This window comes from Nonomuraea sp. NPDC049141 (genome assembly GCF_040648415.1).
Taxonomy (GTDB): domain Bacteria; phylum Actinomycetota; class Actinomycetes; order Streptosporangiales; family Streptosporangiaceae; genus Nonomuraea.
Genome location: NZ_JBEZDR010000002.1, coordinates 554,533 through 566,765 on the forward strand (window position 1 = coordinate 554,533; position 12,233 = coordinate 566,765).

Annotated in this window: 9 protein-coding genes and 1 pseudogene; 9 read left to right on the forward strand and 1 reads right to left on the reverse strand. The window is 68.8% G+C overall.

Annotated elements, in window-relative coordinates:
• Positions 1–244 precede the first annotated feature (244 nt).
• From AB0B91_RS07385 to AB0B91_RS07400, 4 genes are all read left to right on the forward strand, one after another.
• Positions 245–1,291: a homoserine kinase gene (locus AB0B91_RS07385; protein ID WP_358317081.1), complete on the forward strand. Its 1,047-nt coding sequence runs from the start codon at positions 245–247 to the stop codon at positions 1,289–1,291.
• Between the two features lie 457 nt (positions 1,292–1,748).
• A complete protein-coding gene (gene rho / locus AB0B91_RS07390) occupies positions 1,749–3,866 on the forward strand; it encodes a transcription termination factor Rho (protein WP_358317082.1) in 2,118 nt (705 codons plus the stop codon).
• Positions 3,867–4,140: 274 nt separating this feature from the next.
• The gene (locus tag AB0B91_RS07395) at positions 4,141–5,382 is read left to right on the forward strand and encodes a sensor domain-containing protein (protein ID WP_358317084.1); all 1,242 of its coding nucleotides are present in this window, start codon (positions 4,141–4,143) and stop codon (positions 5,380–5,382) included.
• 9 nt (positions 5,383–5,391) lie between these two features.
• Positions 5,392–6,027 carry a response regulator transcription factor gene (locus AB0B91_RS07400; protein WP_358317086.1) on the forward strand — a complete coding sequence of 212 codons (636 nt, stop codon included), beginning with the start codon at positions 5,392–5,394 and terminating at the stop codon, positions 6,025–6,027.
• Positions 6,028–6,044: 17 nt separating this feature from the next.
• Here AB0B91_RS07400 and AB0B91_RS07405 read toward each other — a convergent pair whose 3' ends face one another.
• Complete coding sequence (locus AB0B91_RS07405) at positions 6,045–7,082, reverse strand: hypothetical protein (protein ID WP_358317088.1); 1,038 nt, start codon at positions 7,080–7,082, stop codon at positions 6,045–6,047.
• Positions 7,083–7,297: 215 nt separating this feature from the next.
• On the opposite strand from AB0B91_RS07405, the gene rpmE reads away from it, so the two are divergent.
• The 5 genes and pseudogenes from rpmE to AB0B91_RS07430 form a co-directional block, all read left to right on the forward strand.
• Positions 7,298–7,519 carry a 50S ribosomal protein L31 gene (gene rpmE, locus AB0B91_RS07410; protein ID WP_358033467.1) on the forward strand — a complete coding sequence of 74 codons (222 nt, stop codon included), beginning with the start codon at positions 7,298–7,300 and terminating at the stop codon, positions 7,517–7,519.
• An 89-nt stretch (positions 7,520–7,608) separates the two neighbouring features.
• Positions 7,609–8,661, forward strand: a complete 1,053-nt coding sequence (prfA, locus tag AB0B91_RS07415) for a peptide chain release factor 1 (RefSeq protein ID WP_358317090.1) — start codon at positions 7,609–7,611, stop codon at positions 8,659–8,661.
• Entirely contained in the window at positions 8,658–9,512 is an 855-nt protein-coding gene (gene prmC / locus AB0B91_RS07420; protein ID WP_214641709.1) for a peptide chain release factor N(5)-glutamine methyltransferase, read from the forward strand. Before prfA ends, prmC begins: the two co-directional genes overlap by 4 nt.
• A gap of 94 nt (positions 9,513–9,606) precedes the next feature.
• On the forward strand, positions 9,607–10,254 hold the full coding sequence (locus tag AB0B91_RS07425) for an L-threonylcarbamoyladenylate synthase (protein ID WP_358317092.1): 648 nt from the start codon (positions 9,607–9,609) through the stop codon (positions 10,252–10,254).
• 327 nt (positions 10,255–10,581) lie between these two features.
• Positions 10,582–12,233, forward strand: a pseudogene (locus AB0B91_RS07430) (hypothetical protein); the annotation flags it as partial.

A 12,233-nucleotide genomic window follows, 5' to 3' on the forward strand; every position in this document is an offset into this window, starting at 1 on the left:
CCAGGTGGTGCCGGAACGGCCGGTGCGTGCGGTCGGGATGGTTCGGCGCTCTCTTGGAACCCGGCGCCGGGTCGGCGGGATGTGGTGAGCCGCGGAGCGGCGCCATGCGCACGGAGCCCGAACTGGGCCACGGCAGGCGGCCAAGCGGCACACGATCCGGCCGGCCCCGCCGTACGAGAAGACAGCCTTGCGGTCACGAGAAGAACAGCCTCGCCGGCACTGACGGCGGGAGAGAGACAGGCGAATGAGCACCGTTGACATCCGCGTGCCGGCCACCTCGGCGAACCTGGGCCCCGGCTTCGACTCCCTGGGCCTGGCGCTGGACCTGTACGACGAGGTCCGGGCCACGCTGACCGGCGAGCGGGGCGTCCACGTCACCGTCGAAGGAGAGGGCGCGGGCCAGGGCGAGCTCGATCTCGGCGAAGGACACCTGATCATCAAGGCCATGCGCAGGACGTTCGACCGCATGGGGGTCCCTCAGCCCGAAGGCATCCGGCTGCACTGCCGCAACCGCATCCCGCACGCCCGCGGCCTCGGCTCGTCCTCGGCCGCCGTATGCGCGGGCATTCTCGCCGCCCGCGCCCTGGCGGGTGCCGGGTCAGGTACCGAAACACATACCGAATCGCGAACGAAAACTGACTCGCGTCCGGAATCCATACCAGGCACCTTCGGAGCACGCGCGAAATCGAGCGACGGCGGACCGCACGCGGGCGGATTCGCCGACGGCGTAGGACTTTCTGACGACGAGGTGTTCGCGCTGGCCACCGAGATGGAGGGGCATCCGGACAACGTGGCGCCGTGCCTGGCCGGAGGGCTGACGATTGCCTGGACTGACCACTCCGGATCACCGCGTATGGTGAAACTGCTCCCGGATGTGCGCATCCGGCCTGTCGTGTTCGTTCCGGCGACACGGTTGGCCACGGAGACCGCACGGGGGTTGCTGCCGAAAGACGTGCCCCACAAGGACGCCTCTTTCAACGCCGGCAGGGCTGCGTTGCTGATCGCGGCGCTGACCCAGCGGCCGGAGCGCGGGTTGCTGTTCGCCGCCACCGAAGACCGTCTTCACCAGGATTACCGTGCGCCTGCGATGCGGGCCAGTGCGGATCTGGTAGAACGTCTCCGTGCAGTGGGCGTGCCCGCGGTCGTTTCGGGAGCGGGTCCCACAGTTCTTGCGTTTTCTACACCGGATTCGCAGGATTTGATCGCGCCAGAAGTGGGTAATGACTGGCACATCCAGCTTATGGACGTCGACCCAGTTGGTGCGAACGTTCAGTTCCCCGAGACACGCTGATGCCTCTTTAGACCTTCAGGGAATAGCCGTGTGCGCTGGTGATGTTAGGCTGATAGCCGCACCAGATGCCCCCTTGGTGGGTGCGTGCTTGTCAGCCACACATCGCTGCATCATGCTGCACGTCGCGAGGCGTGTGCAGCGCGGCTGTCTCCCCGGAATCCGTTGCCTCCGGTTGGCCCACACCCGGTTGGCCCAACGTGAGGTGGCGACGACGGGGGTCTGCGCGTTCGAATCACCTCGACATCTGGCTGGCGACAGCAATCTGAGGGGTGTCATCCACGCGTCACTGTCCTGTGGTCGCTTGGACGCGCCTCTTTCAAGAGTGGCGGCCGTCCCCAGCGGCGGCCGAAGTTCGCAACGTGCACCCCGACCCGGTCTGTCCCGCCGGATCGCAAGCACCTCCGGGACGCCCGGCAGAACAAAAAACCGGCGCCCGACCCCTGGGAAGGACCTTTAGTTGAGCGACACCACCGAACTCCTCTCCGACGCACCAGGCTCACCTGCGCAGCCCGCGTCCGGCGACACCCCCACCCGCGCCGCGGCCAAGCCCCGTGCGCGTCGCTCCGGCACCGGCCTGTCCGCCAAGGTGCTGCCCGAGCTGCAGAAAATGGCCGCTGAGCTGGGCATCAGCGGCACCGGGCGCATGCGGAAGAGCCAGCTCATCGCGGCCATCCAGGAGAAGCAGGGTGGCGGCACCGGAGAAGCCGCGCCCGCTGCCGTAGCCGAGGCTCCGGTCGCCGCCGAGGTGGCGCCCGCCGCGGAGCGGCCCACCAGGACACGCCGGGAACGTTCCCGCCCCAAGACCGTTGAAGAGCCCGTCGCGCAGGCCCCCGAGCCGGTGGCCGTGGCCCCCGAGCCCGTGGTCGCCCCGGCCGAGCCGGTCGTGGAGCAGGCCCAGCCCGCCGAAGGCCAGCTCGACTCGCGTGCCGACCGTGGCGAGAGCCGCCGTGAGCGGCGCACCAGGGGCGAGCGCCGCGACCGCGGTGACCGTGGCGGCAGTGACCGTTCCGGCAGCGACCGCGGCGAGAGCAGCCGTGATGGCCGCGACAGCCGTGGCGAGAGCAGCCGTGACGTCCGTGACAGTCGTGGCGAGAGCAGCCGCGACATTCGTGACAGCCGTGACAGCCGTGACGGTCGCGACAACCGCGACAACGGTCGTGACAACCGCGACAACGGCCGTGACAGCGGCCGCGCCGACCAGCGCGAGCGTGTCGCCGACGGCGGCCGTGGCGGTGACCCGCGTGGCGGCAGCGACCAGCGCGGTGACCAGCGCAATGACCCCCGCAACGATCAGCGGGGCGACTCGCGCAACGATCCGCGCGGCGGCAGCGACGACGACGACCGCGGCGGTCGTGGCAGGCGGGGCCGGTTCCGCGAGCGCAACCGCGGCCGTGGCCGTGAGCGCTTCGAGAGCAACGAGCCCGTGATCGGCGACGACGACGTGCTCATCCCGATCGCCGGCATCCTCGACATCCTCGACAACTACGCGTTCGTCAGGACGAGCGGCTACCTGCCGGGCAGCAACGACGTCTACGTCTCGCTCGCCCAGATCCGCCGCAACGGCCTGCGCAAGGGCGACGTCATCACCGGTGCCGTCCGGCAGCCGCGCGACGGCGAGCGCCGCGAGAAGTTCAACGCCCTGGTCCGCCTCGACACCGTCAACGGCATGGACCCGGAGCAGGCCCGCAACCGGCCCGACTTCAACAAGCTCACGCCGCTCTACCCGCAGGACCGCCTGCGCCTCGAGACCGAGCCGAACATCCTCACCACGAGGATCATCGACCTCGTCTCGCCGATCGGCAAGGGCCAGCGTGGCCTCATCGTCTCGCCGCCCAAGGCCGGTAAGACGATGGTCCTCCAGGCGATCGCCAACGCGATCACCCGCAACAACACCGAGTGCCACCTGATGGTCGTACTCGTGGACGAGCGGCCTGAAGAGGTCACCGACATGCAGCGGTCGGTCAAGGGCGAGGTCATCCACTCGACCTTCGACCGTCCCGCCGAGGACCACACCACGGTCGCCGAGCTCGCCATCGAGCGGGCCAAGCGCCTGGTGGAGCTGGGCCACGACGTGGTCGTCCTGCTCGACTCGATCACCCGGCTCGGGCGCGCCTACAACCTCGCGGCTCCCGCGAGCGGGCGCATCCTGTCCGGTGGTGTCGACTCGACCGCGCTCTACCCGCCCAAGCGCTTCTTCGGCGCCGCCCGCAACATCGAGAACGGCGGCTCGCTGACGATCCTCGCCACGGCCCTGGTCGAGACCGGGTCCAAGATGGACGAGGTCATCTTCGAGGAGTTCAAGGGCACCGGCAACATGGAGCTCAAGCTCAGCCGTTCTCTGGCCGACAAGCGCATCTTCCCCGCGGTGGACGTCGACGCGTCCAGCACCCGTAAGGAAGAGATCCTCATGGCCAAGGACGAGCTCCAGATCGTCTGGAAGCTGCGTCGCGTGCTCCACGCGCTCGACATGCAGCAGGCGCTCGAGCTCCTCCTGGAGAAGATGAAGGAGACCAAGTCCAACGCCGAGTTCCTCCTGCAGGTCCAGAAGACCACAGTGAGCAACGACCGCGACTAGGCGCCTTGATGAGGGGTGGTGGGGGTTTCTCCCTGCCGCCCCTTTTCGTTTTCCGGCTCTTGTACGGCACAGCCTGGCCGGCGCCAGACGCCGACCGGGGCTGAGGGCCTCCAGGGACACGGCCGCTGAGCCCGCACGGGGCCGGCCGCCGTGACGTGACGGTGAGACCGGCTACGGGGGATAACCCCACCCCAGGACGGAAGTCCACCGCATTCTCCGTGGCCGGTGGACAGGGCACTCTGGTGGCATGGTTGCTGTGCCGTTGAGAGAGCGCGTGCCGTTGGGACCCCGGGGGCCTGTCGGCGTTGTCACCGATCCGGCCACCTGGCGGGCCGTGCCCTACATGCTGGTCAGTTTGGCCTTCGGGGTGGGCTGGTTCGTCGTGCTGGTCGTGGCGGTGCCGTTCTCCCTGATGCTGGTGATCTTCTGGGTGGGCATCCCGCTGGTGCTGCTGACCATGGTCGTGTGGCGTGGAGCGGCGATGCTGGAGCGGCGGGTGCTGCGAGCCGCGCTTGGCGTGCGGATCGCCGATCCCTACCGTGAGCGGCCTCAGCGAGGCATCGCAGCCCATATGGGCTGGTTGTTCAAGGACCCGGCCACCTGGAAGGACCTGGGCTATCTGTTATTGCTGTTCCCGTTGAGCCTGGTGGAGTTCGTCGTGTCCGTCGTGTCATGGGCGACGACTCTCATTCTGATCACCTCATCCTTCTGGTACGCGCAGGGTGAGGTGCTGCAGTTCGACGGTGTCCTGGTCATCGACAGTTGGCCGGGGGCCGTGCTCGGCACGATCTTCGGCTTCGGCATGCTGGCCGTGACCGCGTACGCCGTGCGCGGGATGGCCTGGCTGCACGGCACGCTGGCCGTGGTGCTGCTCAGTGGGAGCGAGGAGGAGCGGCTGCGGGCCAGCAGGGCCAGGGGCATCGACGCGGCCGAGGCGGAGCGGCGCAGGATCGAGCGCGACCTGCACGACGGCGCCCAGCAGCGGCTGCTGTCCGTCGCGGTGGACCTCGGGCGGGCGCAGGCCAAGCTCGACCATGCCCCGGAAGAGGCCAGGATGCTGATCGCCCAGGCACATTCCGGCACGAAGGCCGCGATCGCCGAGCTGCGCGACCTGGCCAGGGGCATCCATCCAGCGATCCTGAGCGACCGTGGGCTCGACGCGGCGCTGTCCGGGCTGGCCGCGAGGGCGCCGGTGCACGTGGACGTGTCGGTGGAGCTCGGCGCCACCCGGCCGCCCGCCGCGGTGGAGAGCATCGCCTACTTCATCGTGGCCGAGGCCCTGGCCAACATGGCCAAGCACTCGGCCGCCACCGAGGCGTCGGTACGCGTGGCCAGGGAGGACCGGCGGGTGCTCGTCGACGTGTGGGACAACGGCATAGGCGGCGCCCTCGTCAACGCGGGAGGCGGCCTGTCCGGGCTGGCCGACCGGGCGGCCACGATAGACGGGGTGCTCATCCTGCACAGCCCGGTCGGCGGTCCCACGCTCGTGCGCGCGGAGTTGCCTTGCGAGTGGTAGTCATTGCACATGCGTGTCGTCATCGCCGAGGATTCCGTACTGCTCCGCGAGGGGCTGGCCCGGCTGCTCGCCGACGGAGGCATCGAGACCGTCGCGACGGTCTCCGACGGGCCCTCCCTGGTGGACGCGGTCACGGAGCACGTCCCCGACCTGGCGATCGTCGATGTCCGGATGCCGCCGAGCCACACCGATGAGGGCCTGCGCGCCGCGCTGAAGGTCCGGAAGGCCCGGCCGGACTTCCCGATCCTGGTGCTGTCGCAGTACGTCGAGGAACGCTACGCGGGCGAGCTCATCGGCCCGGCCGTCGGCTACCTGCTGAAGGAACGGGTGGCCGACGTGGCGGATTTCCTGGAGGCCGTGCGCCAGGTGGCGGCGGGCGGCACTGTCATCGACCCTGAGGTGGTGATGCAGCTCCTCAGCAGGCAGCGGCGTGGCGCGCCGCTGGACACGCTCTCCCGCCGCGAGCGCGAGGTGCTCGCGCTGATGGCCGAGGGCCGCTCCAACACCGCCATCGCCGCCCGGCTGGTCGTCACCGAAGGGGCCGTGGAAAAGCACATCTCCGGCATCTTCGCCAAGCTGGCCCTCGGGCCGGCGCCCGAGGACCATCGGCGGGTGCTCGCCGTGCTCACCTATTTAGGACGTTGATTACCTGACACCGACGACTACCTGACGTCCACGAACTCCTGCGGCGACAGGGCGCTGCGGGTCTTGCTCGTGCCGGGCGCCTTGACGCGGAAGTAGCCGTCCTTCTTGATGGTGAAGGACTTGGCGTACTTGCCGGTCGAGTCCGTCTTGGCGAAGCGCAGGAGCTTGTACGTACTGGTGCCCTTGACCTTGAAGTAGACCTCTACCTTCTTCTTCGGATAGGCCTTGGAGCCTCTGTACACCTTGCCGGAGACCTTGACGGACGCGCCCTTCCGCACCTTGGCCGGGGCCTTGATCGTGACCCTGACCTTGGCCTTCTTCGAGGCGCCGCCGACCGGGGCGACGACCGTGAAGGAGCTGACGCCCTTGACCGTCTGGCCGCCGCGGTTGGCGTAGACCTCCAGCGTCCAGTCGCCGGGAGGCGTGTCGTCGCTGAAGAAGGTGCTGCCGCGGTAGTAGCCGTCGGAGCCGCGGTCCAGGTCGCCCAGATCGAAGGACTCGTTGGACTCCTCGCTGACGAGCTTGGCGGAAACCGAGTCCGCGTCGCTCACCGAGGCCTTCACCGAGACCTTGACGTCCTTGCCCTTGAGCAGGTGCACCGGGTTCGGCGTGACGCCGCCGCTGGTGATGCCCTGTTTGCCGGAGACCGGGAGCACGAAGTCGTTGCTCCCGGTGCCGCCGGCGCGCGGGACCCTGACGTTCAGCCGCCAGTCGCCGGCGGGATCGTCCTTGCCGATGCTGAAGCTGCCGGTGATCACGGTCTCCGTGTCCTTGCTCGCCGAAGACGGCCTGAAGTCGAAGGACACGTCACGTCCCGCCCTGCCGGGCGGCGTGATGCTGCCGGTGATGGTCGCCGTGACGGCCGCCGGGTCCTTCAGCCTGAGGGTGACGCTGACGTCGATGTCCCTGTCGACCGGGATGAACGCGTCCGACGTGGCAGCCCCGTTGAAATCGCTGCCGGCACTGGCCGCATGCGCGGCCGAGAGGTTCACGCATCCGAGGAGAAGCGCGGCCCCCGTGGCGGTCGCGAGTAGCGACCGCAGCCTCTTCTTCATCTGATCGCAGTCCTTATGGTGATGAAAGTAATGGTTTGTGCGCCGGAGCCTAATGTGACCTGAGTGATGGCGCTATAAGGATCCGGGAATGCCTGGTGGCCTGGGACGGTTACAGCATCTGGCACACTGGTAGCTGACCCGCAGCGGTTCCGGCTCCCGCCCGCGTTTGATCGCGACTTCTGGCGACCCGGCGACCGCACCTCGAAAGGACAGCAATGAAGCCCGACATCCACCCCGCGTACAACGTGACCCAGGTGACCTGCACCTGTGGCAACACGTTCACCACCCGGAGCACTGCCAAGAACGGCAGCATCCACGCTGATGTGTGCTCGGCCTGCCACCCGTTCTACACGGGCAAGCAGAAGATCCTCGACACCGGCGGCCGGGTCGCGCGCTTCGAGAAGCGCTTCGGCAAGAAGTCCTCGGGCAACAACTAGCTTCACCGACGCCGACTCGGACGCACGCACGTGCGCCGGGTCGGCGTTCTTGGTGAAGAGACCGTTACACCCCACAAGAAGGACGCACGGTGAATCTCGACGAGTTGCTCAAGGAGTATTCCGAGCTGGAGCTGCAGCTCGCCGACCCCGCCGTGCACGCAGACCAGAACAAGGCCCGTACGCTCGGCAGGCGCTACCGGCAGCTGACCCCGATCGTGGGCACCTACCGGGAGCTCGTGTCGGCTCGCGACGACCTGTCCGCCGCCAAGGAGCTGGCGAGCGAGGACGAGGCGTTCGCCGCGGAGGCGGCCGAGATCGAGGAGCGCATCCCGCGCCTCGAAGAGCGGCTGCAGCACCTGCTGATCCCGCGTGATCCCAACGATGACAAAGACATCATCATGGAGATCAAGGCGGGCGAGGGCGGCGAGGAGTCCGCGCTGTTCGCCGGCGACCTGCTCCGCATGTACCTGCGGTACGCCGAGCGGATCGGCTGGAAGACCGAGATCATCGACACCCAGCACTCCGACCTGGGCGGCTACAAGGACGTCACGGTCGCGATCAAGGCCAAGGGTGACGAGGGCGTGTGGTCCAGGCTCAAGTTCGAGGGTGGCGTACACCGTGTGCAGCGGGTGCCCGTCACCGAGTCGCAGGGCCGCATCCACACCAGCGCCGCGGGCGTGCTCATCTACCCCGAGGCGGAGGACGTCGAGGTCCAGATCGACCCCAACGACCTGCGCATCGACGTCTACCGCTCCAGCGGCCCCGGCGGCCAGAGCGTCAACACCACCGACTCCGCGGTCCGCATCACCCACCTGCCCACGGGCACCGTGGTCTCCTGCCAGAACGAGAAGAGCCAGCTCCAGAACAAGGAGTCGGCGCTGCGCATCCTGCGCGCCCGGCTGCTGGCCATCGCCCAGGAGCAGGCCGAGGCCGCCGCGCAGGCCGAACGCAAGTCGCAGGTCCGCACCGTCGACCGTTCCGAGCGGATCCGCACCTACAACTTCCCGGAAAACCGCATCTCGGATCACCGCGTAGGCTTCAAGGCGTATAACCTCGACCAAGTTCTCGACGGCGAGCTCACCGCCGTCACCCAGGCCCTCATTGACGCCGAGATGGCGGAGAAGCTCGCACAACACTCATGACATTTCTGCTGGACGAAATCGCCCTCGCCACCGCACGGCTGGCCGAGGCAGGTGTGCCCTCACCTCGTACGGACGCGGAGGAGATCGCGGCATTCGTCCACGCCGTGCGCAGGAGCGAGCTGCACACGGTCAAGGACGCCGACTTCGACGCCCTCTTCTGGGAGGGCGTCGCCAGGCGCGAGGCCCGCGAGCCGCTGCAGCACATCACCGGCCACGCCTACTTCCGCTACCTGGAGCTCGCGGTCGGGCCCGGCGTGTTCGTGCCACGCCCCGAGACCGAGGTCATGGCGGGCTGGGCCATCGAGACGCTGCGCGCGATGGATGTCACCGCGCCCCTGGTCGTCGATCTCGGCACCGGTTCCGGCGCGATCGCGCTGTCGATCGCCCAGGAGGTCGCGCTCTCCGAGGTGCACGCGGTCGAGGTCGACCCCGACGCGTACGGCTGGGCCAAGCGCAACATCTCCGAACACGGTCAGGGCCGCACCCACCTGCACCCCGACGACCTGGCCGAAGCCCTACCCGAGCTCAACGGCAAGGTAGACCTGGTCATCTCCAACCCGCCCTACATCCCTCCCGGCGCGATCCCGCGCGACCCCGAGGTGCGCGACTACGACCCCACGCGGGCCCTCTACGGCACCGGAGACGATGGGCTCGGCGAGGTACGCGCGGTCGAACGTACCGCGCGCCGCCTGTTGCGCCCTGGTGGCTGGGTGTCCGTCGAACACGCCGACGAGCAGGGCAGGGCCGTCTACCTGACGTTCCCCGAAGACAACGGTTGGCGCGACGTACGCCTGCGGCAGGATCTGACGCGCAGGGACCGCTTTGTCACGGCCAGACTCGGCCAGGACTAGGATGCACGCGAGCGGCGCGGCCTTCTCCTGACCGAAGCATGGGGGAGGCCTCGAGAGCGGCGCTCGCCACCGAGCGGAGTGAGGCGATAAGACCGTGGGACGACGCTTTGACTGCACGGACCTGGAGCAGCGGGCCGAGGGTCTGACGGAGGCCGCCTCCGCCGTACGCCGCGGCGAGCTGGTGGTGCTGCCGACCGACACGGTGTACGGGATAGGCGCCGACGCCTTCACACCCGCGGCGATCACCGCCCTGCTCGAGGCCAAGGGCCGCGGCCGTGACATGCCGCCGCCGGTCCTGGTCGGCACCGTCCGAGCGGCCAACGCCCTGGTCGACGACCTGGGCCCGTACGGTCAGGACCTCATCGACGCGTTCTGGCCCGGGCCGCTCACGCTGGTCTGCAAGGCCAACCGGGCGCTGTCCTGGGACCTGGGCGACACCAAGGGCACGGTCGCGCTCCGCATGCCGCTCCACCCGGTCGCGCTCGACCTGCTGAAGGAGACGGGGCCGATGGCCGTCTCGAGCGCCAACCGCTCGGGCGCGCCGGCCGCCATGACGGCGGCGGAGGCCGAGGAGCAGCTCGGCGACTCGGTCGCGGTCTACCTCGACGGCGGCAAGACCACCGACAACACACCCTCCACGATCCTCGACCTGACCACGGCCGTGCCGCGGATGCTGAGGCGGGGGGCGATCCCGGTGCAGAAACTACGCGGCATCATCGGTTACGTCGCCACGGACGACTGACCGCCTGGCCTGTCTGTCCGCCCGGTTCGTCTGTTTGGTCGGTCTGCCGACTGGCTCGCGTGGCTGGTCTGACTCGCGCCGGCCATCCGCCGGGTTTGTCCGGTCGGGCCTTCCCGCCCGGTTCGCCTTGTCTGCCCGGTCAGTCCGGCTGGCCTGTCAACTGCCCCCTGCCCGGTCCGCCCGTACGGTCCGTGCATCCGGTCGTACGTCCGGTGTGTTCGGCCTGGGTGGAACGGATGACCAATACCGTCTGCTTATCCCGGCTGCGGCGACGCCGGCAGGCCCTTACGGTGAAGTCCGGAGCGGCGCGACGTCCGGGAGTGACCCATGGGCAAGTTCGACGGGATGGATCCCAAGCTGGTCCGTGACCTGCTGGCCGAGGTGAAGCACGCGGTCACGCAGATGCGGTCGGTTGAGGGGCGTGTCGGGCAGGTCATGAGCGGGGCCGGTCTGGCCACCCAGACCACCCACCGGCCGGTCCAGGTGGCCGATGCGGCTGAGGTCATGGTTCGCGACGTGACGGCCCGGCTCGGACTTCTGGAGAAGAAGGCCGACCATCCGCGGGTGGGGGATCAGAGCAAGGACGCCGCGCCTACGGTGGGCGGTGACGCGAAGGAGGACGACCAGCCCAAGGAGGACCGCGGGGACGAGCGGTCCAAGTACGAGAACCCGCGGGCCGACGACGGCACCCCTTCCGACGACTCCAAGCCGGACGCCAAGACGGGCGATGATAAACCGGACGCGAAGACCGACGACAAGCCGGACGCGAAGACTGGCGACGACAAGCCCGATGTGAAGACGGGTGACGACAAGCCGGACGCGAAGACCGACGACAAGCCCGATGTGAAGACGGGTGACGACAAGCCGGACGCGAAGACCGACGACAAGCCCGATGCCAAGACTGGCGACGACAAGCCGGACGCCAAGAGCTGCGACGACGACAAACCGGACGCGAAGACCGGGGAAGACAAGCCCGACGCGAAGACGGGTGATGACAAGCCGGACGTCGAGAACATCACGCCTGGCACCGACAGCGGCGACGAGCCCAAGGACGACGACATCGCCAGTAGGCGCGATCGCGGGGCCGACTCCGACGGTGGGATCATCGACACTCCGGCCAAGGACCACCCCGACGACTCCGACCCGCACAAACCGCAGGTCGTCGTGGTTGACGGCGTCAAGGTGCTCCAGGTGCCCATCGATCCGCCCACGGCCGAGGCGTTGCGGGACCTGCTCGACAACCTCGACAAGGTCCAGCCCGCCGACATGCCCTCGCCGACTGACGCCGCGTCCACGAACGGTGCGGATGCCCCGTCCACGAACGGTACGGACGTCAACGCCTGGGCCAATGACGGCAGCGACGTGGTGTCCGTCGATGCCAAGCCGCTGAACCCGGACGCGCTGTCGACGGTGGTGGACCATGCGCGCGACATCAAGCCGATCGACATGCCGACCGTGGAGGTACCGGCGGGCGAGTACGACAAAGGCGAGTGGGCGGCCATGCACATCAGTCCCGACGGCCAGCCGGGAACGATCGACTCTGGCAGCGTCTCCTCCGCCCACACCCCGTCCACCGGGGACTCCGCGACCGGCACCCCGTCCGTACACGACATCTCAGGCTCGACAGCCGACACGGTCGCGACGGCGGACACGCCGTCGACCGTGACCGACACGCCGTCGGGCACGACCGAAACCGGGGATTGCCAGGCGACGGACACAGGGACGCGCTCAACCGGCGACGCGGCGGCGGTCAAGCCGACGGATCCGCCTGGGCAGCAGGTTCCGGATGATGGGACGGGTCGTGTGGCGCCGACAGACCCGCCTGGGCAGCAGGTCCCCGACAATGGGACGGGGCGTGTAGCGCCGACGGATCCGCCGGTACAGCAGGTTCCGGATGATGGGACGGGTCGTGTGGCGCCGACAGACCCGCCTGGGCAGCAGGTCCCCGACAATGGGACGGGGCGTGTAGCGCCGACGGA